Source organism: Draconibacterium halophilum (genome assembly GCF_010448835.1).
Lineage (GTDB): Bacteria > Bacteroidota > Bacteroidia > Bacteroidales > Prolixibacteraceae > Draconibacterium > Draconibacterium halophilum.
On record NZ_CP048409.1, the window covers coordinates 4409964 to 4433637 of the forward strand.

Here is a 23674-nt window from a genome sequence, read left to right on the forward strand (position 1 = left end):
TCAGGTTTAGTATGTGTTCTATTTAAAAAGTTAAGTTTTTTTGAAGGCAAAACCGCCTAAAACCCTATTACAATTTCAGTTTATCGAATCCCTGACCGTAAACTCCCATCACACTTGCCATTGAAATAAAAGCATCGGGATCGATCTGCTTGATCTTACGAAAAATCGCACCGGTTTCTTTTTTGCGTACCACCGACATTATAACTTTTGTTTCTTTTTGCGTGTACCACCCCGAACCATCGAGCAAGGTAACCCCACGTATAGCTTCGGTATTAATATATTCAGCAATTTCTTTGTATTGTTTGGAGATGATAAACATTTGTGCCGAGCGATTGGCACCACTTAAGAACGAATCGAGCGAATACGAAACCACCCACATGGAAACGTAACCGTATACCAGTTTTTCGGGCGAGCGGAATACCACATACGACGAAGCAATAATAATCACATCGCAAAGCATAATAATACGCCCGGGACTTATATTCCTGTATTTGTTTATTATCATGGCAAAAATATCAGTGCCGCCGGTACTTCCACCTCTGGAAAAAACAACACCAAGACCAACACCACCTGCCATTCCGCCTAAAATTGCCGAAAGAAATGTATCGTTTACCAATGGTGCTTTTAGAACATTCTGAAACAAAGCAAAGAAACTGGTTAAAACAAGAATACTGTAGATTGTTTTAACGCCAAAATTAGCGCCAAGTATTTTTATGGCAATCACCACCAAAAATACATTAATGACTAAAAAAGAAATACTTACTGGTATATTGGTGGCAAAATAAATTACTGCGGCAACACCACTGATTCCTCCACCGGTAATTTCGGCAGGAATAAGAAACAACACCCAGCCAGCTGAAAATAAAAGCAAACCAAAAGTAATAATTGCATAATCCTGAACAATGCGCGCCAGTCGTACATTTTGCGACAAAATTTCCTTAACCATTTTTTGAATTTATGTGTTTCCTAAAATCGCGCAAATGAACGAAGCCTTTTCTGAAATATTGGTGATGATTGTCAGGGATTTGCGAAATAACACAGATTTAAAAAACAAAAGGGCAACCATGTGGTTGCCCTTTCAAAATATCTCTTAAAAACGTTGCTCTTAATTGACTATCCTACAGCTACATTAATAATCTTTTTCGGTACAAAAATGAATTTGCGAACGGTTTTACCTTCCATCCATTTGGCAGCGCGCTCGTCGGCAAGCACTGTCTTTTCAATTTCATTTTTTGGCATATCCAGTGGCAGCTCAATTTTAAAGCGCATTTTTCCGTTAAACGATACCGGGTATTCGTGCGAATCTTCGGTCAATAAACTTTGGTCAACTTCAGGCCACGCTTCATAGGCCAATGTTTCTGTATTTCCGTAAAGCGACCACAATTCCTCGGCCATGTGCGGCGCATAAGGTGCCAGAATTGTAGCAAATGTTTTAGCCGTTTGTTTGGTGACTTTTCCTTTTTTAATCGCCAGGTTATTGAACACCATCAACGCAGATATTCCGGTATTGAATTTCATGTTCTCAATATCGTGCTCAACTTTTTGTATGGTTTGATGCAACAATTTTGCCACCTCATTATCCTCATCGCCGTCAATAATCTTATCCATATCTGCAAAGAAACGGTAGGCACGTGCCAGGAAGTTAAACACTCCCTTTACACCGTTTTCCGCCCATGGTTTACGTTCATCAAGCGGTCCCATAAACATTTCGTATAAGCGTAACGAGTCGGCACCGTAATGTTCAATTACGTCATCCGGGTTCACCACATTCTTCAACGATTTCGACATTTTTGCCACAATCTGCTTTAGCTCTTCTCCGGTTTCCGTGTGGAAATATTTGCCGTCTTTTTCTTCCACCAAATCAGAAGCTACTTTTGCGCCTGTAACCGTTTCGTAGGCAAAAGCCAGGATCATTCCCTGGTTAAACAGTTTCTGGAAAGGCTCGTCGGTAGATACCACTCCTAAATCGAATAATACTTTGTGCCAAAAACGCGAATATAAAAGGTGAAGAACAGCATGTTCTGCTCCTCCCACATACAAATCAACCGGCATCCAGTAGTTTTCTTTTTTTACATCGAAAATACTGTCCTCGTTATTCGGATCAATGTAGCGCAAATAGTACCAACACGAACCTGCCCACTGCGGCATGGTGTTGGTTTCACGTCGTCCCTTTCGTCCGTTTTTGTCGGTAACCGTTAACCAGTCTTCGGCCTTTGCCAATGGCGATTCTCCGCTGGCACTTGGGGTGTATTCTTCCAGTTGGGGTAATTCCAACGGAAGGTTCTCATCATCTACCAAGGTCACTTCACCATCTTCCCAGTGAATTACAGGGAAAGGCTCGCCCCAGTAGCGCTGGCGGCTAAATAACCAGTCGCGCAGCTTAAAATTCACTGTTGCTTTTCCAATTCCTTTTCCTTCCAGCCACTCAACCACTTGAGCAATACCGGCAGTTTTATTCAGGCCATTTATATCCAAACCTGTTTCATCGCTCGACGAGTTGATGTAAGCACCATCTTCCGTCCAGCAGGCATCGCCGGCTAAAATCTCATCGCGGTTCTCTGCATCTTTTGGATCAAGAATGCAATTGATAGCAATATCAAATTCTTTGGCGAATTCAAAATCGCGGGTATCGTGTGCCGGAACAGCCATAATCGCTCCGGTTCCGTAGCCCATCAATACATAATCGGCCACCCAGATCGGAATCAACTGTTTATTCACAGGATTCACTGCGTAACGGCCAGTAAATACTCCGGTCTTTTCTTTCGCCAGATCAGTACGATCCAAATCTGATTTTAAAGCCGATGCCTTTATATAAGCATCAACTGTTTCCTTTTTATCATCGGTAACAATTTCGTTAACCAACTCGTGTTCCGGAGCAATTACCATGTACGTTGCACCAAACAAAGTATCGGGGCGGGTCGTGTAAACACGTAGATTTTTATTCAATCCATCGATAGCAAAATCCACCTCAGCACCTGTTGATTTACCAATCCAGTTGCGCTGCATATCTTTTACACCTTCCGGCCAATCCAGGTTTTCAAGACCGCTCAACAATCGCTCGCCATAGTGCGGAATACGAAGCAACCATTGCTTCAGGTTTTTGCGGATAACGGTGTTGCCACATTTTTCGTGTGCCCCATCCGTTAGCACCTCCTCGTTGGCACAAACTGTTTTACACGAATCGCACCACCAAACCTGGGCGTTGTCGTAGTATGCCAGGCGCTTTTCGCCGATGTACTCTTTTACAGCCTCTTCTCCTTGGGCCTGTACTTCCTCAGGAATAACCAATTCTGAAATTGGTCGTCCTTTTTGTTGATCCTCATCAAAATAAGTGTCGTATAATTTTTTGAAGATCCACTGTGTCCACTTAAAATATTTTGGATCTGTGGTGTTTATTTCACGATCCCAATCGTAGCTTAAACCAATCGCTTTAATCTGTCGACGGAAATTATCGCAGTTTTTCTGAGTGGTAATTGCCGGATGCGTTCCCGTTTGCATGGCATACTGCTCGGCAGGCAAACCAAAAGCATCGTACCCCATTGGGTGCAATACGTTAAATCCCTTCATACGTTTGTAACGACTTAAAATATCGGTTGCCGTATAACCCTCGGGGTGACCAACATGCAGCCCTGCTCCCGATGGATAAGGAAACATATCGAGGATGTAATATTTTGGTTTCGAGTAATCGTCGTTGGTTTTAAACGTTTTGTTTTTATCCCAGTACTTTTGCCATTTCGGCTCTATTTCTGCGAATTTATATTCCATTTTCTTACGTAATAAGATTCTGATTTTAAAGGCGCAAAGATAAAATTTTTGTTGGATGTATCAGATGATTTTACACATTCAAAATAAACCAAAACAAAATGTTCGAGTTTACAACTGATTTACCATCATACCTAACAGACTCACATTTCGCATGTTAATTAATATGCTGAAAAGCAATAAGATAACTTCTGACTTTTTTTGTATCTTGAACATATAAAAACTAAAACCATTAAAATGAACACTAAAAACAGTAAGTTATTTGTCGATGATTTTATGAACTACGTACGGGCAAAAGATCCGGGGCAACCTGAATTTCATCAGGCAGTACACGAAGTTGTTGAATCGTTGGCCGATTTTTTGCTTGATAATCCGAGGTATCGTCATACTCAAATTCTTGAACGAATGGTTGAAGCTGAACGTATCATCCAATTCCGGGTTCCCTGGATGGATGATCGCGGCAAAATTCATATTAACCGCGGCTACCGTGTTGAAATGAACAGCGCTATTGGCCCGTACAAAGGAGGCTTGCGTTTTCACCCAACGGTTAACCAGAGCATTCTTAAATTTTTGGCTTTTGAACAGGTATTAAAAAATAGCTTAACCTCGTTGCCTATGGGTGGCGGAAAAGGAGGTTCTGATTTTGATCCAAAAAACAAATCAGACAACGAAGTAATGCGTTTCTGCCAAAGTTTTATGACTGAATTGTCGCGGCATATTGGCCCGTATAGCGATGTGCCTGCCGGCGATATTGGCGTTGGTGGCCGTGAAATCGGTTTTCTTTTCGGGCAGTACAAACGAATTAGAAACGAATTTACCGGCGTGCTAACCGGTAAGGGTGTTGAATGGGGAGGATCGCTTATCCGACCGGAAGCAACCGGTTATGGTGCCGTGTATTTTGCTAAAGAAATGATGAAAACACGCGGTGAAAGTTTTAAAGGAAAAGTGGTTGCTGTTTCCGGATCGGGAAATGTAGCACAATTTGCTACCGAAAAAGTAATTGAGCTGGGTGGAAAAGTTGTTACACTATCCGATTCAAGTGGCTCTATATATGATCCTGAAGGAATTGATCGCGATAAACTGAATTATGTGATGGAGCTAAAAAATGTGCATCGCGGACGGATAAAAGAATACGCCGATAAATACGCTGTGCAATACATGGAAAAACAACGTCCGTGGATTGTAAAATGCGATGTGGCTTTGCCTTGTGCTACTGAAAACGAACTGAACCTTGAAGAGGCTAAAATGCTTATCGGCAACGGTTGTTTTGTTGTGGCAGAAGGAGCTAATATGCCAAGTACCGAAGAAGCTGTTCATTATTTCCTTGAAAAACAAATTCTTTACGGGCCGGGGAAAGCAGCCAACGCCGGTGGTGTTGCGGTATCGGGTCTGGAAATGACACAAAACAGTATGCGCATAGCCTGGAGCCGCGAGGAAGTGGATACCAAACTGCACTCCATTATGTGTAATATTCACGAAATGTGCATGAAATATGGTAAAGAAAAATCAGAATTTACCAACTATGTAAAAGGTGCCAACATTGCTGGCTTTGTAAAAGTTGCGAATTCAATGATGGCGCAGGGGCTGGTATAATTACTAAGCAAAATTAATTAATATTCCATCCGGCCCGGGAAACCAGGTCGGATTTTTTTGTGCAAAAAATTCACATACAATTAGCTTTTGGATGACACGCAACTCATTACCATACAGCACACTTGCAAAAGACAATAGAATTAAAGCAAAGCACGTAAGGAAACAAATTTTTGTCGTAATTACAGACGCGTATCTTGCTGCACCAGGTTCTAATCCAACCGGGCACAATATTTGATGTAGTCCGCCCAATTAATACATTTGCACAAAATTATTTTCGGTGAAGAAATTCAAACTAACTTTTTTTATACTTCTTTTTTCCATTTCCACTGTTTTTGGGCAGGCGTATGTTCAGGTAGTAAATGCCAAAACCGGCACGCCTGTTGAGCATGCAATGCTTATCTCAGATAATTTTTTAACGCAAACGGATGAAGAAGGCAGGGCAAAACTCGACGGTTTTCAACCCGATGAGAAAATTCTCTTCAAGCATTCATCGTTTATAACTTATGTAAGCACCCGGAAGAAAATTGAGGAACAAGGCAAAACTGTGCTGATGGTTGAAAGCCCGGTTCGTCTTGACGAAGTGGTTGTTTCGGTTAACCGCTGGAAACAGTCGAAAACCGAAATTCCGCATACCATAAAATCCATACAACCGGAAGAGATTATGCACTACAATCCTCAAACTACTGCCGATATGCTGGGCACTGAAAGTGGTGTTTTTATCCAGAAAAGTCAGATGGGAGGCGGAAGTCCGATGATTCGAGGTTTTGCCGCTAACCGTGTGTTGATTATGGTTGACGGCATACGAATGAACAACGCGATTTACCGCAGCGGAAACCTGCAAAATGTAATTTCTGTTGATGCACAAAGTTTGCAAAACACCGAGATTATTTTTGGCCCGGGTTCGGTAATTTACGGCAGCGATGCGCTGGGTGGCGTAATGAGTTTTAACACCCTTTCGCCCAAACTATCGACAGCTGATAATTATGAAGCGTTCGGAAAAGCATACGCACGGTATTCCAGTGTAAATTTTGAGAAAACCGGACATTTCTCGTATAATTTCGGCGGAAAAAAATGGGCTTCTGTAATCAGCACCACTTTTACCGATTTTGACGATATGAAAATGGGAAATTCCGGCCCTGAGGAATATTTGCGCCCCCAGTATGTTGTAGATGCTCCCTATTCCGGAGCGGATCAAATCCTGCAAAACAGTAATGATCGCAAACAGCTTTATACGGGCTATCATCAATTCAACCTGATGGGAAAATTGCGTTTTCGGCCAAATGAAAATATTGATATTGAACTGGGGGCACACCACTCGCAAACCGGAGACATTCCGCGTTACGACAGGCTAATTCAATACAAAGGCGATAAATTGAAATACGCCGAATGGTATTATGGTCCGCAGGAATGGACACTGTTATCGGGGCGTATGCAACTGAAAAAAAATATGTTGCTGTTTGATAAAGCCAATTTGTTGCTGGCTTACCAGGATTACACCGAAAGTCGCCACGACCGGAAACTGAATAACGACATCTTGCGCAACCGTACAGAAAATGTAAATATCTATTCTGTAAACTTTGACTTTGGCAAAAACATAGATGAAAGAAGTGAGTTGTTTTATGGTTTGGAGGGTTATTTCAATAAGGTGGGTTCGAACGGGTATTCTGAAGATCTGATTTCCGGTGAGCAGGAAAAAATTGCTCCGCGTTATCCCGATGATTCCAACTATTCGAGCCTGGCAGCTTATTATTCGTTCAAATATTCCATCAGTCCGAAAATCATTTTTCAAATGGGCTCGCGGTTTACTTACACCCATTTGGAAGGAAAATTTGACACGGATTTTTACCAATTCCCTTTTGATGGTTTTGATATGAAGAACTCGGCTTTTAACGGTAACCTTGGCATAGTTTGGCATCCAACCACCGACTGGCAGATTAATATTCATGGCTCCACCGGTTTCCGTTCGCCCAATATTGATGATGTAGCCAAAGTATTCGATTCAGAACCCGGAACAGTTGTGGTTCCCAATCCCGACCTAAAACCTGAATACGCCCGCAACCTGGAGTTAAGCATAATTCGTTCGCACCAGAATAGAATTAAAGTTGAATGGACCGGTTTTTACACCTGGTTAAAAGATGCGATGGTAAGAAGAACCTTTGATGGATTGGGGCAGGACTCTATTTTATACGATGGTGAAATGAGCCGTGTGGAAGCACTTGTTAATGCCGAGTCGGCAACAATTTACGGAACAACTGCGAATGTAGAATACCTTTTTAACAACCAGTGGCGCACCCGGCACGACATAACCATTACCAAAGGAGAAGATTCCGAAGGCATGCCTATTCGTCATGTGCCGCCAACATTTGGTTCGTCGCATATTATTTTTGAGGGGCCAAAATTGTACCTCGATCTGTACGTAAACTACAGTGGCAAATTTGATTTTGATGAGCTGTCGCCCGATGAACAAGACAAGCCGCATTTATATATTCCCGACGATAATGGAAATCCTTATTCCCCATCGTGGTGGACGGCCAATATAAAATCCAACTATCACCTTAATTCCAATCTTACAATCAGTGGTGGTATTGAAAACATTTTCAACAAACGCTACCGCCCTTATTCGTCGGGCCTGGTTTCTCCGGGAATGAACTTCGTTATTTCAGCGTTATTAAAAATTTAACATTTCCAGAAACACTTGATAACCTGCAACTTTCGCAATCTTCATCATCCAAAAAGAATTTTGTTATACTAAAAATATGCAATGGCCGTTTTTAAACACAGAAGGCAGAAAACAAATCTTACGAGAGAAGATTTTATTTATTTAATTCGGTATTGCCTTCGAAGAGGGGCGCCAGGCGTCCCTCTTTTTTATTGAACCTATTTCAGAAAAATCAGTTGTTCCTATTAATGATTTTTAAACATGGATAAGATAAAGAACGAAAGCCACTTTAAAGAACTTTGCAACTGGTGTTCAGGCATCGAACCAAAACTGGAGGCCGTAATCCGGGAATACGATTACCCGCCTCTCTGGTACCGCAAACCGGATTTTGCTACACTTATACTTACAATTCTTGAGCAACAGGTTTCATTGGCTTCCGCAAAAGCGGCATACATTAAACTAGTAGAAAAGATAAAAGCTGTCACGCCTGAAAACCTTTTGAAACTCTCGGACGAAGAATTACGGGCCTGTTCATTTAGCCGTCAGAAAATAAAATACAGCCGGATTTTAGCCGCCGAAATAGCAAGCGGGAACCTCAATCTTGATGAATTAAAAATACTTGACGAACCAGCCATTCGTGAAAAACTGATACAACTTAAAGGCATCGGCAACTGGACCGTCGATATGTATGTGCTGATGAGCCTTCATTTTTCCGATATTTTCCCTCCGGGCGATCTGGCAACTATAAAAGCTGTTTATGAATTAGAACTTGTCCCAGCCGAAGCTACCAAAGATGATATTATAAGTTACATGAAACGTTTCTCCCCAAACCGCTCCGTGGCAAGCTATATTTTGTGGCATTACTACATTCAAAAACGCCAGCTTATTCTCGAATAATAATAAAGTAGGAAATCACGCTACATAGATTTTCATTACCTTTAAACCATGCTCGTCGCCAATAAAATCTCAAGAACACTGGAAGGACCGTATCGTTTTATGGGTTTGGCTTTTATTATTATTGCTGCAATGTCGTTATACGAGCAAGCCTGGATCGTTTTCGGAACAAATGTCATTTTAGCTTGGTTTCTGTTGGGCTCCTATTCCGGTGTAGAAATTGATTCGGAAAAGCAGCAATTCCGTAGTTATAATATGTGGTTTGGCCTGATAAAAACCGGAAAATGGAAACCGGTTAACAAATACATTGGGCTTACGCTGGTATCGATGAACAAGGTATTTAGTGTAAACAGCCAATCGAATCGCAGCACTTCATCGCGAAAGAAGGAGTTTAGGGTTTATTTTGTAAATCATAAAAAGCGACCTGCCATTGCCGTAAAAAAATGTAAAACACACGATGAAGCCCAAAAATGTATGGACGAGCTGGCCATTTGGCTGCATCTGCCGGTTTTTAGTACGAAGCATTCGCTCCATGCGGCTAAACCATTCCTTTAGCAAGATGTTAATTCTATTCAGGCAGGATATATTATTTTCACATCCTATTCGTTAATTAACAAAACAAATTCAGAAAACATTGAAAACATGAAGACTTACCTAAGTATAATTCTCCTTCTAATTATCGTTTCAACCTCGTTTGGGCAAACCAAACGACGCGATAAAGTGAAACGCAAATACCGCAATACAGAAGCCGTTTCGCGCGAATTGCCAACCGTTTATGTACGTGGCTCGGTATACGACAGCGATTACAACCTGCTGCCCGGTGCACATGTTTCAGTTGACGGAACATACAAAGGTGTTAATACCAACGAAGACGGTGAATATTTTATCACCAACCTGGTTCCGGGAAGAGCGCGTATTCGGGTTTCGTTTATCGGATTTGAAACCCGAACGGTAGATATTATTTTACAGGAAGGCCGAAATGAAAAGAATGTGATGCTGCCAACTGACGATATTCATTTGGAACCGATATTGGTGAGTGCCCAAAAACGCGAGCAACAATTGCTTGATGTCCCCACGGCTATCTCATCGGTGAGCGACCAGTTGATGGACGAAGCCAATATTACCGATCTCAGTACTCTCGGTGATTTTGTTCCGGGAATGTATGTGCGCGAACAGGGTGCCAACCGCCCCACTTTTTCCATTCGTGGGTTAAGCAGCGACGAGGTTAGCCCCAGCGCACAACCACGCGTTTCGGTGTATTTTAATAATGTACCAATAAACCGTGCCAATTCGGCTTCGCTCGAACTGTATGATATGGACCGTGTGGAAGTGTTGAAAGGACCACAAAACACACTTTTTGGTCGTGGTGCTCAGGCCGGAGCCGTTCATTACGTGAGTAAAATGCCGGACAATGACTTTTATGGCAGTGTTACAGCTGGTTGGGGAGATTATGGAACACAAGAATACCGCGGAATGGTTAACGTTCCGCTTATCGACAACAAGCTGATGCTTCGTGCTGCGGGTATTTATAATAAACGCGATGGCTATATTGAAAATACTTTTGATGGTGATTTAATGGGTAAAGAAACGCTTGCGGGACGCTTCTCAGCGCGTTTCAAGCCGGCCTGGAACCATCGTTTTGATGTGGTGCTAAACTACCAGAAAGACGATACTCCGGGAGTTGCTTTTATGCCCGACAGTTTGCCAAATACAAATGGAGACATTGGCATTTTTAGTGGCGTAGCCTCGCACGAACAAGGCGAAAACCTGGGAACAGCCAAAGAAATTTTTGATGCCACACTGAATTACCGCCTTTACATGACTGAACATACTTACTGGACCAGTATTACCTCGTACCGCACTACCGATGCCTCATCGCGTTGGGATGGTGATGGTACTGCCTCGGCGGCCATCGATATGGCCGAGTATGCCGGGGCGTCGCAGTTTTACCAGGAGCTACGTGGCAACTTTTCTCAAAACAGCCGCTTAAACGGTTCGCTGGGTGGTAGTTTCTGGATGGAAAAAGCCGATCAAACGTATTGGTTTTCGCCCAACGAGCAGCATTTGGCCAGCCTGATGTTTTTGCCGCAACCCACACCGGTAATGCCCAACGGACAACCAATGATAATACCTGCTTTGCCGCCCATTCCTGAATATGGCATGGAAGATCCAACACCACTTCCGGCCGATCACCAGGAAGAGAACTACAGCGAAGCCAACAATATGGCAGCGGAAGGATTTATAGATATCAACTATCAGGTTTCGCGGAAGATTTTTATTTCGGCAGGAGTTCGGGCGGTTTACGACCGCTACAAATTAAAGGGTGAATCATCGTTTGTGAGTGGCTCATCATCGGGATTGGGAATATTAACAGGCAATTATCCCAATGTTTTCTTTTTGCCGTACGATTCAAAAGAGATCAAAAAAAATACACTCTCGTATACCTGGCGCGGTGGATTAAAATACCGCTTTAACGAATACGGAAATGTTTTTGCCAACTACTCGCGCGGGCGCCGTCCGGCCGTGTTGCAGTTTACCTCAACGGGCGAGGAAGAAGTTTTGGAACCTGAAATTCTTGACAACTATGAATTGGGATTTAAAGGTGCCTTTTACGACCGCGTATTTGTTGATGTTACCGGATTCTACCAGCTGTACAAAGATTTTCAAACACGTGCGTGGGTGGCCAACAACGAAACCGGCGAATACAACCTGCTGTTTAAAGACGGCGGTCAGGCAACGGCTTACGGTGCCGAAGCCAGTTTGCGCGTAGCCATTATTGAACAACTGGATTTGTTTGCCAATTATGCTTGGTTAAAAACCGAATTCGATTCTACCGATGTGGATGGATCGGAGCAACTGTATGCGGGCAATGTTTTTAGTCTGGCTCCCGAGCACAGTTTTGCTGTTGGGCTGAATGCACGCGTAAATATTACGCCGAATATTAAGCTGTTTGTTACACCATCGTACTCGTATAAATCGCATATTTATTTTGAGGATGCCAACACTCCCGGTTTGGAACAGGACGGTTATGGTTTGCTGAACATTAACGGCGGACTTGAACTGGCCGATCCGAATATCCGATTAACGATTTGGGCCAATAATGTACTCGATGAACAATTTATTACCAGCGCCGGAAATACCGGAAGCCTGTTTGGCGTACCCACTTTTGTACCCGGGCCACCACGGATGATTGGTGCTAAATTGACATGGTACTTTACAAAGGAGGAACGACGACGAAGGTAAAGAATGAATTTTGAATAAAAATTATCGTTTTTAGAGATTAGCCCTTGCCCGAATATTTCCTTTTTATAATTAGGTTTTTTAGACAGTCTGGCGGCAAATTGGTCGAGTAGTAGCAGATTGCGTAGTAGTTTCCTGTCAAACCTTGATATTTACCACATCATCTGCCATTACTTATACAAAACCTTAGTTTTTTTTTTTTTTTTAGTCAATATAAGTTTCTTTTAAAACTGATTTTAATTCCTGAATTTCAAAATCTTGTAGTTCTCCAAAAACTTTTATTATTCGTTGCCTGTCAATTGTCCGGATTTGGTCTAAAACAATCCAGCCCATTTTTTTGTCATGCTTAACTTTTACCCTTGTCGGATATTTTTTGGAACTTGTTGTCATTGGCGCAATTACAACTGTCCGCAAATATTTATTCATCTCATTTGGAGAAATTACCACACAAGGTCGGGTCTTTTTAATTTCACTCCCAATTGTCGGGTCGAGATTGACTAAAATGATTTGATATTGTTTTATTTCCATTCTTCCAGGTTTTCATCGTCAAAAACATCGTCAATCAATAAATTGTCATCTCCACTTTTAGCCATTTTTTCAAAAGCTTTTTCCCATCCTTTGCGAGGTTTTGAAATTGGTTTTATAATAATCTGTCCTTTATCCATTATTAAATCGACAGTGTCTTTGATGTTGTACCTGTCAAGCAGGGTTTTACTCAGCCTAATACCCTTTGAATTCCCGATTTTTATAACTGAAATTTCCATAATTGAATTTTAAATATGTAATTACAAAGTTATAACATTTTATCGAATTTCAAAATTAAGGCTAACGGCCAGTGGTCGAGTTCCATCATTGCCGCGACGATAATAATGAGAAAAATTGTCAAAATGAGCGAGACCGAAAAACAACAACAAAATCCAAAGGATTTTACTTTAAACAACTTTCTCAATTTGGTAGCTAGTTTGTACAAAGCGGCAGCTTTTCAATATGCGTTCTTAAACCCCCAACCACACTTTGTTTTGATTGCCAGATTTTCAATTGAAAAACTTGTCAAACTATTTAATTATCCAGCTTATAACTTTTTCTATTCCTTCCAAGTTCAAGTGCTACGGAAGCAGCTATAATAATTGGAAGTTGTTTTTGTATTTTGATGTATGTGATAATCTCATTAAAACCTAAATTATCTCCAAATAGCAATTTTTTAATGGGTGTATATAAATCCATTAAAATGAAAACCGCTATTAAAATCAAAGCCGTAATTAATAATCCTTTGATAAATTCTATACCATTTTTCTTTGTCTTTTTCATTTCAAGTGTATTTGATAGAACGAATTGTAGGTCTTAGTTCAAACTTGCCGTTAACGGTAAATTGTATGAGTAATGGCAGATTGCGTGGTAATTTCCTGTCAAACCGCTATGCAGTTTGATCTGGCTATAAAAGACTTGTTGTTTAGCACTTTCCCTGCCATTACTTATACAAGGTGTTAGCAAACGTTTTTTATATATCTATTGAGAATCATATTCTCTTTTTAACCAGTTTAACCATTCTTCTTCATTATTTACTAATTCTTTTTTAGAAATCGGATTTAGGGCTTTCTCATTAAGCCGGTGAATGATTTCTAATCCATACTTTATAATTAAAAATTCAACAAAAGAGCCCGATGCAGGATATCCGACCTCGGTTTCCATTGGATTGTTCCCAATTTTAAAATCAAGCATTTTTTCTAAAGGAAACAGCTTCCCTTCTCTCAAAAGTTCAACTGTTTTTTTATTGTTCATTTTTTCATCAGTAGCCATTGCTTCAGCATATCTGGCAATACCTTCATCAAAAAAAGAGCTAAACGTCAATTCGTTTTTTCTTAGAAGTGAATGTGAATTTTCATGCACCAATAAACCATAACTGGAATCTTGCTTGAGGAGCACATTGTAAACGCCAGCCTCACAACTAAACCCAATTCCCCAATAGCCTGTATAAAATATTTTTGATTCAAGATTAGGAAAATAGTAAATGTTTTCTTTGCTCCATCTGAAATCTAATTCTTTAAATAATCTGAGTAAGAAATTAACGGATTGTTCATTACTTTTTATTTGTTGACTTATTTCTTCTTTATTAAATGAATACGGCAAATATTTATAGTTGAAATTTTTTGTTTCGCTAGAACTAAAATCTCCATCAATATTAAGCTTTAACTTAACTCTTAATTCCGTTAGTACAGGAAGCTTATCATTACCCTGTTTTTTGACCATCTTATTATAATCTATTCCCTCCTTCTCAAAGATGGGCAATGCTGCTGCATCCGTAATGTTAATGACCGGAATTTGGTTATCTATATTTACAATATACAACGGATAGGTTTTATTACACAAAATAATAATAAGTCCCGAAGCCTTGTTATCTATTGCATAATTTATTTTTTCTTCCAGGATAGGAGTCAGTTTGGCAGCATCTAATGTGTCAGGTGAAATATCGGAGAGTACTAAAATTTTATCTTTAATTGATGTTCTTATACTATCAAATTCAAAGTTCTCAGTAATGCTGCCATTATAAAAGATAAGTTCACTTTCAAGATTAACATCTTTAGAGTAATTCTCAATTCCCATCGGACTATTAGTTTTTTCGTTTATTACCGGGAAAAAGGCGATTTTTTGTTTGACATCGTTTTCATATTGCAAATAACAAGAAGCCCAAGGTAGTTGGGTGTTGATATCATAATAGTATGATAATTGAGGACCTTGTGCCAACAGATAGACTGGTGATATTATCAAAAATGCAACAAAAATCAATCTAAAAAACTTTCCCATCATGTATTGGATTACATTCATTAAATGTTTGCTAACTAGTAAATATCAACACCAGGTGATGTTATTTTCCTTATCTCGATACAAAAAGTGTTGATATCCACCCAAAACGGAGGGATAACAACACATATTATGATTCGTTTGTAAATTGCTATTTCAGGGTGCGTATTCAATGGTTTAAAGTTTTAGTACACTAAAGCTAAGTATAATTTTTATGTTTCAAACCGTTTGGTGGTAAAAACTAGTAACATAAGCTTACGGCACCGTGCGGTGTGAGGGAAAATAATGGTTGAAACGGAACTCGACAGCTGTCGACAACAAAAAAAACCATCAATTTTCAACTCGACAGCCGTCGGCAACAAAAAAAATCATTTAAAACCTTGTTTTCTGCCGTCGACATCAAAAAAAACCATCGGTCTTCATCTCGACAGCTGTCGGCAACAAAAAAAACCGTCAGTTTTCATCTCGACAGCCGTCGGCAACAAAAAAAATCATTTAAAACCTTGTTTTCTCGCGTCGGCAACAAAAAAAACCATCGGTTTTCAACTCGACAGCCGTCGGCAACAAAAAAACCATCAGTTTTCATCTCGACAGCTGTCGGGAAAAGAAATAAAAGCAAATTCTTTCAACAACAATATACTTTGTAAAAAAAATTATATGAATATCCGTTATTCGTCATAATTAGTATTTAGCACGTCATGCTGAACTCGTTTCAGCATCTTTCGTATCTAATAATCAGCTGCTTGAGAATAAGACCCTGAAACCCCGTCAGGCCCTTCCAGACAGGAAGTTCAGGGTGATGTCCTGGTTGTGATTAATTGCGCACATTCAATAAAAATTATGTCAGCTATTGACTTTCTGAACGAATGGCCGTAAATTGTAGTCTCAAAATAAGTAACCTTTAAATATTTTAATCATGCTTAGTAAAATTTATTACTCCTATTTCACACTGGCAGCATTAACTGCTTTGGTTCAAAAAATCGTTAATCTATTAAGTGCACAACTTCCCGACCATCAAATGGTGCAAACAGTTTTAACACGTATTCAACCCCAGTTGCAAACCGCCCTGCAGGCTATCGGCAGCACCATTAAACAACCGCTTACCGAAATTGTAGCGGCAGCCGATTTACGCCGCGATAATACCTATCGCTCGTTGCGCGACCATATAAAAGCAGGCTTACGCCGCCAAAACAAAGCCTACCGTACGGCCTGCGAAGCGCTGTGGCTTGAATTCGAAAAAAACGACCTGAAGTTATATAACCAGTCGCGCGATACCGAAACCGCAGCCATTAACAGTTTACTGGCCGACTTGCTAAAACCCAAAAACCAGCCTCACCTGGCAACCACCAATACTACCCAGTGGGTTACCGAGTTGAATAACGACAACCAGGCCTATGTGGCAGCATCGGCACAACGAAGTGCTGCCCGCTCAACCGACGATACGGTAAACGATGACAAGGCCTTTAAAGACCTGAAAACATCGCTCGAACTACTGGAAAATATTCTGAATACGATGCTCGCGATGAACGACCCGCGTGGTATCAACGAGGTAGTTGACGAAATATCGCAATACATTGCCGAAGCCAACACAGCGGCTAAACAAAGCCAGAACAACACCGGCGATGACGAAGAAGAAAATAACAACGACACGGAATAAACTAAACGATTTTGCTTGCCGGCGCATGTTTTAGCTGAAACCGGCCTGCCTTTTTTTAGGTGGGCCGGTTTTGTTAGTGGTACCCTCTCCCCACGTTTCAACGAGGGATCCCGATTCTGTCGTTTTTAACGACACTCCTAAATGGCATTGCAAATGCGAAAAAACATACCCCGCGTTACCCCCAGGGGCAGTAGCAGAAAAAAATGCCACCTGCTTGTTAAAACAGATGGCATCTTTTAATTGAAATCCCCCGTCACGATATAATCGGGACACCCCCATTTGCAAAAGGCGGACGAGCCCGAAGCTAATGGCTCGCGACTCGTGGCCAGGGTTACTCTTTCCAATCCGGCAAACGGCCCGGAGTCCATGGTGCATTCATACGGTTGAGTTCGGCTTCCAGTGCCGGAACTTTATTTTCAACAATATTTTTCAGTGCATCAAGAACCGGTGGGAATTCCACCTTCATAATTTCGTAAGCCTGCTCTTCGGTAGTGGTAATTCCTGTTGTCGATCCCATGTGGGTGTAGGTAATTACACTCAACCGATCGTTAAGCGGTACCTGCGCCGGAGGAACTTCTTCCCCACTTGCTTTGGCAGGTACACCATTCATTTTAAAGTTTAATTCCTCTAACTCCACGCCTATTGCACGGGCCTTATCCATTAATTCCTGGCTGGCTCCCGGCGTAGCATAAATGGCTTGTTTTATCTTCTCCACTTTTTCGGTGGTTTCGCCAATCATTCGGTTGGTTCCCACAACGGCCAGTGCCAGTGTATTCACTTTTTCGGCAAAGGCCACATTTTCGTTGTAATCTGCTGCCGGAAGTTCGGTATTATTCAGGCGCTTGCAGGTAAACGAAACGGGCTCAACCAGTTCGGTCGACTCACCTTCGTGCCACAATTTCATTCCTACTTTATAGGTTCCGGGCATCACCATAATGCCACGTCCGGCACTGCTTATCGGGTTAAATTTATCGCGAATACGCGCATTTGCCGTAGCCGAGTAAGTCATATTCCAGTTCACACGGTTCACGCCTTTTGAAGGTGCTTTCGAGAACTGATCGATTACATTTCCATGGTTATCGTAAATGGTAAATATCAGGTGCGATTTTTCCTGCTGACCTTCCAGTTGCAATTCTCTCCAGCTTGGCTGCGGAATTGGTTTTCCTTCCTTAAACAACTCTTTCTCTTCCTCTTTACGAAGCTGTCTTTGGGTTTTTGGTACTTCTTTCAGGTAATACGTAAACGTTGCTCCGTATTCCGGATTTTTGGCTGTAAAGTAAGTACTTCCCTGGTTGCTTTTTCCGCGGGTTTGTACAAACATCAGTGCATCTTCAATGGGAAAAATAGCTGCTTCTGTATTTTCAAGATCGGCAGATATTTCACGTAGCGGACTATAATCGTCGAGGATGTAGAACCCACGGCCAAATGTTGCTGCTACCAAATCGCTTTCGCGCTCCTGAATGGCAATGTCGAACACGGCAATGGTTGGCATTCCAGATTTTAGCTGCACCCAGTTTTCGCCACCGTCAACAGTAAAGTAGATGCCAAATTCGGTTCCAACAAATAATAGTTCAGGGCGAACAAAATCTTGCACGATGGTATGAACCGATCCATTCTCCGGCAGGTTGCCCGAAATAGACGTCCACGTTTTTCCTTTGTCGGTACTTTTATATACGTAAGGTTTAAAATCGTCGCGTTTCAGGTTATCGAAAGTGGCATACACCACATTTTCATCAAAACGGTCGGCACACAAGTCGCTTACAATCGTCAACTCCGGCACACCGTCAAAGGATTTTACCTGTGTCCAGTTTTCACCATCTTCGGTAACTGAAATAATGCCGTCGTCGGTTCCGGCATACAACAGTCCTTCCTGTACTTTCGATTCCTCGAGTGCAACAATGGTTCCCCATTGCGATGTAGAAACATCACGCACAACAGCTTCGGCAGGCCAGTATTTGCCCATAACCGGAATTGAGGTACGATCGATTTGTGCGGTCAGATCATCGCTGATTACTTCCCAGGTATTACCACGGTCGTCGCTACGAAAAACCTTGTTGGCCGCCACGTACAAACGTGTTTTTTTATGCGGACTGATAAACAACGGCGTGTTCCAGTTCCATTTGTAGGTTAGTTCGCCTAAACCTTCGCGCGGTTTAATACTTAAGCTTTCGCCGCTTTTTTTATCGTAACGATACACATTTCCATACTGATATTCGGAATAAACGATATTTGGATTTCCGGGCTCAACAGCTCCCCAAAAACCATCGCCTCCTAATGTTGGATACCATTCGTCGTTGGTAACACCACTTCGGCTGGTTGTTTGCGAAGGACCGCCCATTGAATTGTTATCCTGTGTTCCGCCATATACATTATAAAACGGTTCTGCATCATCCAGGTAAACACGATAGAACTGGGTTATTGGCAGATTCTCTTTAAAATCGAAAGTTGTTCCGTCATCCCACGTTTCGTAAATACCACCGTCGCCACCTATAATATAGTGTTTGGTATCGGTTGGGTCGATCCAAATGGCATGGTCGTCAACGTGGCGTCCCTTGGTGCTGATACTCTTCCACGTTTTTCCGCCATCAACAGTTATTTTCGAAACTGTTTCGGTTGAATATACTTTATCCACATTTTTAGGATCGCAAACTATTTCGTTGTAATACTGACCGCTTGAATGGTAGTCGCTCATTTTCGACCAGCTTTCGCCTTTATCGGTTGAGCGGTAAAATCCACCTTTATCTTCGGCAGCTTCCACAATCAGGTACACGTAATTCGGGTTAACCGGCGATACATCAATACCCATTCCTCCCAGGTGAACACCCGGCAGGCCTTTTGTAATTTTTCGCCAGTTCTCGCCACCGTCGGTACTTTTATATACGGCCGATTCAGGCCCACCACCAATTTTTGTAAATGATGTTCTGCGGCGCTGCTCCGATGTTGCGTACATAATTTCCGGATTACAAGGATCCATTACTACATTATTTACACCGGTGTTTTCGCTAATCTCCAGTACTTTATTCCAGGTTTCGCCGCCGTCGGTACTTTTGTAAAGGCCACGCTCCTCGCCCGGTCCCCATGCCGATCCTTCGGCAGCAACAAAAACAATGTTGGAATTACGTGGATCAATAACGATTCCACCAATCTGACGGCTTTCTTTCAGGCCCATATTTTTAAACGACTTACCTCCATCGAGCGATTTATAAACACCATCGCCATAACCGAGTGCACGCTGGTGATTGTTTTCGCCGGTTCCTACCCAAACTACATTGGAATTATTTGGATCGAGTACCACTACACTTGTTGAATACGAACCATACTTATCAAAGATCGGTTTCCAGGTGGTGCCGTTGTTCGTGGTTTTCCATACATTACCCGAAGCAACAGCCACATAATACTCTTTGTGGTTGTTTGGGTTTACAGCAAAATCAGCAATCCGGCCACTTGCCCATGCCGGACCAATATTTCGCCATTTCAGGCCACTAACCAGTCCCGAATTAACAAAAGGCTTGGCTTCTTCTTTTTTCTCCTCTTCTTTCTTTTTTGAAAAGGCTACTGTTGAAAATAAAAATACAGCAGTTAAAACTAGTGCGAGTTTCTTCATAAAAATATTTATTTGAATTTACGATATCATCAGTACAAAATGGTCGGTGAATGTTACGCGTAAAGTCTTTTTAAAATCGACACAGTTACGCCTTACCATTAGGTTTAGTTTTTCAGTCGATGAAAATAATAAATATATAGTATGTGAAAAACGATATAAATCACAAAGCACGAAGAAATATTGCTGTATAAAAACAGCACGAATACATATTATTGATTCGAACAACGTTTAAGGAGGTATTTTCTACAATTTAGCTTGAGATCCGGATTAAAAATTCAACACACCCTTTAAATTCTTATAGCCTGTTTTACTGACTTTTAATTTTGTTTTGTCGTGCAGAATAACAATGTACGATTCCTTTTCGTATTGCTGAATTTCTTCAATCTCATCCACTTTCACAATGTAACTGCGGTGGATACGCACAAAGTTTTTCGGATTCAGCGCACTTTCAAAATATTTCATTGTTTTTTGTTTCATCCAGCGGCCTTCGGTAGTGTAGATCATTACGTAATCATCCATCGATTCGATATAACGTACGGCATCAACCGGGGCGATATGAATTTTGTGGCGATCTTTTACCACCACACGATCGAGGTATTCGTCCTTTGGAAAATCACTTACTTTTTCGGCCACATCCGAATCTTTTCCTTCGGTTTGGATGCGCTCCAGCACTTTCTGAATGGCTTCATCCAAACGATCTCTCGAATATGGTTTTAACAAATAATCGGCAGCATTGTAATCAAACGCCTTTAAAGCATATTGATCGTAGGCTGTGGCAAAAATTATCTGTGGTTTGTGGTCGAGCAACTCCAGCAGTTCAAAACCGGTGATTTTTGGCATTTGAATATCGAGAAAAACCAGATCGGGTTTTAAGTCATTGATTTGTTTTACGCCTTCAAAACCGTTTTCGCATTCAGCAATCAGTTCAATAGCTTCGTTGTCGGCCAAAAACGATTTCATCAGGTTACGAGCCAGTTCTTCATCTTCAACTATAATTGTGCGCAATTTTTCAGTCATCTTATTCTAATTTTGAGGAATGGTTAAAGTTACGGTAAATTCGTTTTGATTATCTTCAATTTTCAGCAAATGTGGGTTTCCGTAGATCACCTGCAGGCGGTCGCGGATATTACGCAGTCCGATTCCTTCGCCTTTCTTGCTTACTGCATCTTTATCATAGCTATTGCTAATGGTAACCACTAATTTATTATCATCGCATCTGCAATGGGTAATTACATCAATGGTTTCCGTTGCCTCGTAAACGCCATATTTTATCGCATTTTCGTACAGCGGCTGAAGTATCATATTCGGAATTTCTGCCTTTGAACAGTTTTCTTCAATAGCAAAAACGGGATTTAGCTTTTTCCCAAAACGTACTTTTTCAATCTTCAGGTAAAGCTCATTATTATTTATTTCCTGCTGAACAGTTACTTTTTCGCGCTGGTCATGTTTTAGCGAATAACGCATCAGCTGCGATAGGTTGATGACCATTTCCTGTGCTTTTGCAGGATCGGTCATCGTTAGCGACGAAATACTGTTCAAACTGTTAAACAAAAAGTGTGGGTTGATCTGCGATTTTAATGCGTGCAGTTCGGCCTCTTTTACCAGCGCTTTTAATTTTGTTTCGTTTTTGGTTTTTTCTTTAAAAGCCAGGTAATAATTTACCGCGTAGAAAAACACCACATTAAAGGTATAAAGTAAGTACCCGTTGTAAATTCCGGTAAACAGGTAATTATTATCTTCCTGCAGCTGCCCGGGATTAATGAGCTTTGTAATAACAGTACCAATGTATAACCAAATTAATACGATGATTGTGGCGGCAATAACATGCGCCAGTATTACGCGTCCAACACTGTTATCTTCAAGGGTACTGAATTTAATGACATACCAGATGGCCACTCCCAGAAATCCGAAAAGAACGACGTAAGCAAAACGATCGGTCATTGCGGTAATAAAATCGCTTTCGCCAACAGTTACTACCACCAGCACCATCACAACCGCCAAAATCAGCCAAAATGCAATGTATGAAATCGCCAGGCGCGGAGTTTTTATAAAAGGATGTTTAAAGTCCATTTTACAGGTATTTAATCTCTACACCGCCAAAAGCTGCAAAACCTTTTATTACCAGTGTCTTCGATGCATCGGGGACAATTTGATTTAGTGAGTTTCCACGTTTATCGGTATAGCCACCAAAAATAGCGGTTACTTCATTTTTTACCGTCCAGTCGGGCGGTACTTTAAAACCACAGCCACCAAATAAGGCAAGCGTGTCGATAACGGCACCATTACCCGAAAGTTTTGCCTGACGTAAATCATATTCAGTACCACCAAAGATGGAAGTGGTTCTTCCACCCATAAAATTTTGAGAATTTACGTACACTTCGCGACCACCAAAGATCACAAAATCATCGAAATATTCGATACCTTTTTGCTCTCCCGCTTGAAAATTAGGAGGCTCCATTGTGCTCCGTTTGCCCGAGTGCGTGACTAAAATGGCTACACCAATTCCAATTATAAGTACCGGCCATCCAATTCGCCTCAGTTCATAAGGGATGTGTGCTACCTCGGGGACCAAAAAGAATCCCCCGATAATGATAAGTACCGTTCCGGTAGTTTTGTTGCCTCCAATAATGGAGAAAACCCCAATTCCGATTAGCAGCATTTGCCACGAGATAAGAATATCGTTCCAAAACGACGGAATAAGATCGAGGCGCTCGAAAATCCACAATGAACCTATCACAATTAGAAATAAGCCAAGGATGGCTCTTCTGTTTGTATTCTCCGGTTTATTATCCATGATAAAATTTTTAACTGTCCTAAACTATTGATTATCCACTAAACACTGTCCAATTTTTAGCGGATTTACTTTCTTTTGCAACTACGGGCTACAACAAACGCGCGATTAAGGCAATTCCCAATGCAATTAAAATTACCGGGAACAAGAACACAATTGCCGCTCCTGAAATGAAAATCAGTTTTGGTAATAAAAACAGGCCTCCAATAATCAGCAACACCAGGCCACCCGAACGTTTACCGGCCATTAATACTGCTCCGATAATGATTAAAATAACAGGCCATGAAAAAACAAAATGCCCAACTCCATGAAAGACACTTGTTATCGGACTAAATATTTCATGAAAGTTTAAAAACGGGAACTTAAAAAAGAAACCGGTTTGTTTTAATATCCATAATAAACCAATACCGATTAAAACTAAAGCTAAAACCTCTTTTGAGTTCTCTTTCCTATGCGTTTTTTCCTGTGGTACTTTTTCCATGATGCTGTTTTTTGATATTACACACCCAAATGTAACTATCGCAAGCCTGCCAAACAGTTTACATTCGGTTAACAAAGGTTATGAATCGGTAAATGGGCAAATGCAAGTATTAACAAGAACAGAGATTTTGCAAGGATTCTGCCACCGAAATACCAGAATCGGGGTATAAAAAAAGGTTGTTCCCGATTTGAAAA

Annotated in this window: 17 protein-coding genes; 6 read left to right on the forward strand and 11 right to left on the reverse strand. The window is 41.3% G+C overall.

Annotation, left to right across the window (positions count from 1 at the left end):
* Nucleotides 1–67 precede the first annotated feature (67 nt).
* Complete coding sequence (locus G0Q07_RS17945) at nucleotides 68–946, reverse strand: YitT family protein (protein WP_163348448.1); 879 nt, start codon at nucleotides 944–946, stop codon at nucleotides 68–70.
* A gap of 167 nt (nucleotides 947–1113) precedes the next feature.
* Nucleotides 1114–3765, reverse strand: a complete 2652-nt coding sequence (leuS, locus tag G0Q07_RS17950) for a leucine--tRNA ligase (RefSeq protein ID WP_163348449.1) — start codon at nucleotides 3763–3765, stop codon at nucleotides 1114–1116.
* A 234-nt stretch (nucleotides 3766–3999) separates the two neighbouring features.
* Between leuS and gdhA the strand changes: the two genes are divergently transcribed.
* The 5 genes from gdhA (at nucleotide 4000) to G0Q07_RS17975 (ending at nucleotide 12151) form a co-directional block, all read left to right on the forward strand.
* Nucleotides 4000–5355, forward strand: a complete 1356-nt coding sequence (gdhA, locus tag G0Q07_RS17955; protein ID WP_163348450.1) for an NADP-specific glutamate dehydrogenase — start codon at nucleotides 4000–4002, stop codon at nucleotides 5353–5355.
* A 277-nt stretch (nucleotides 5356–5632) separates the two neighbouring features.
* Nucleotides 5633–8035, forward strand: coding sequence for a TonB-dependent receptor (locus G0Q07_RS17960; RefSeq protein ID WP_163348451.1), 2403 nt, complete (start codon nucleotides 5633–5635; stop codon nucleotides 8033–8035).
* A 240-nt stretch (nucleotides 8036–8275) separates the two neighbouring features.
* The gene (locus G0Q07_RS17965) at nucleotides 8276–8911 is read left to right on the forward strand and encodes a DNA-3-methyladenine glycosylase family protein (protein ID WP_163348452.1); all 636 of its coding nucleotides are present in this window, start codon (nucleotides 8276–8278) and stop codon (nucleotides 8909–8911) included.
* Nucleotides 8912–8959: 48 nt separating this feature from the next.
* Nucleotides 8960–9463, forward strand: a complete 504-nt coding sequence (locus G0Q07_RS17970; protein ID WP_163348453.1) for a hypothetical protein — start codon at nucleotides 8960–8962, stop codon at nucleotides 9461–9463.
* 87 nt (nucleotides 9464–9550) lie between these two features.
* Nucleotides 9551–12151: a TonB-dependent receptor gene (locus tag G0Q07_RS17975; RefSeq protein ID WP_163348454.1), complete on the forward strand. Its 2601-nt coding sequence runs from the start codon at nucleotides 9551–9553 to the stop codon at nucleotides 12149–12151.
* A 201-nt stretch (nucleotides 12152–12352) separates the two neighbouring features.
* On the opposite strand, the gene G0Q07_RS17980 is transcribed toward G0Q07_RS17975, so the two are convergent.
* The 4 genes from G0Q07_RS17980 to G0Q07_RS17995 all read right to left on the reverse strand — a co-directional run bounded on the left by G0Q07_RS17980 (nucleotide 12353) and on the right by G0Q07_RS17995 (nucleotide 14953).
* On the reverse strand, nucleotides 12353–12676 hold the full coding sequence (locus G0Q07_RS17980) for a type II toxin-antitoxin system PemK/MazF family toxin (RefSeq protein ID WP_163348455.1): 324 nt from the start codon (nucleotides 12674–12676) through the stop codon (nucleotides 12353–12355).
* Nucleotides 12667–12912: an AbrB/MazE/SpoVT family DNA-binding domain-containing protein gene (locus G0Q07_RS17985; RefSeq protein ID WP_163348456.1), complete on the reverse strand. Its 246-nt coding sequence runs from the start codon at nucleotides 12910–12912 to the stop codon at nucleotides 12667–12669. The genes G0Q07_RS17980 and G0Q07_RS17985 overlap by 10 nt, the downstream gene beginning before the upstream one ends.
* A 295-nt stretch (nucleotides 12913–13207) precedes the next feature.
* Nucleotides 13208–13456, reverse strand: coding sequence for a hypothetical protein (locus G0Q07_RS17990; RefSeq protein ID WP_163348457.1), 249 nt, complete (start codon nucleotides 13454–13456; stop codon nucleotides 13208–13210).
* A 198-nt stretch (nucleotides 13457–13654) separates the two neighbouring features.
* Entirely contained in the window at nucleotides 13655–14953 is a 1299-nt protein-coding gene (locus G0Q07_RS17995) for a hypothetical protein (RefSeq protein ID WP_163348458.1), read from the reverse strand.
* Nucleotides 14954–15863: 910 nt separating this feature from the next.
* On the opposite strand from G0Q07_RS17995, the gene G0Q07_RS18000 reads away from it, so the two are divergent.
* Entirely contained in the window at nucleotides 15864–16604 is a 741-nt protein-coding gene (locus G0Q07_RS18000) for a DUF6261 family protein (protein WP_163348459.1), read from the forward strand.
* Between the two features lie 331 nt (nucleotides 16605–16935).
* Here the strand turns inward: G0Q07_RS18000 and G0Q07_RS18005 are convergent, their stop codons facing one another.
* The 5 genes from G0Q07_RS18005 to G0Q07_RS18025 all read right to left on the reverse strand — a co-directional run bounded on the left by G0Q07_RS18005 (nucleotide 16936) and on the right by G0Q07_RS18025 (nucleotide 23480).
* Entirely contained in the window at nucleotides 16936–20208 is a 3273-nt protein-coding gene (locus G0Q07_RS18005) for a VPS10 domain-containing protein (RefSeq protein ID WP_163348460.1), read from the reverse strand.
* A 267-nt stretch (nucleotides 20209–20475) separates the two neighbouring features.
* Nucleotides 20476–21225, reverse strand: coding sequence for a LytR/AlgR family response regulator transcription factor (locus G0Q07_RS18010; RefSeq protein ID WP_163348461.1), 750 nt, complete (start codon nucleotides 21223–21225; stop codon nucleotides 20476–20478).
* Nucleotides 21226–21231: 6 nt separating this feature from the next.
* A complete protein-coding gene (locus G0Q07_RS18015; protein ID WP_163348462.1) occupies nucleotides 21232–22278 on the reverse strand; it encodes a sensor histidine kinase in 1047 nt (348 codons plus the stop codon).
* A 1-nt stretch (nucleotide 22279) separates the two neighbouring features.
* Nucleotides 22280–23002, reverse strand: a complete 723-nt coding sequence (locus G0Q07_RS18020; protein WP_163348463.1) for a LiaF transmembrane domain-containing protein — start codon at nucleotides 23000–23002, stop codon at nucleotides 22280–22282.
* A gap of 88 nt (nucleotides 23003–23090) precedes the next feature.
* Nucleotides 23091–23480, reverse strand: coding sequence for a LiaF transmembrane domain-containing protein (locus tag G0Q07_RS18025; protein WP_163348464.1), 390 nt, complete (start codon nucleotides 23478–23480; stop codon nucleotides 23091–23093).
* Nucleotides 23481–23674 lie beyond the last annotated feature (194 nt).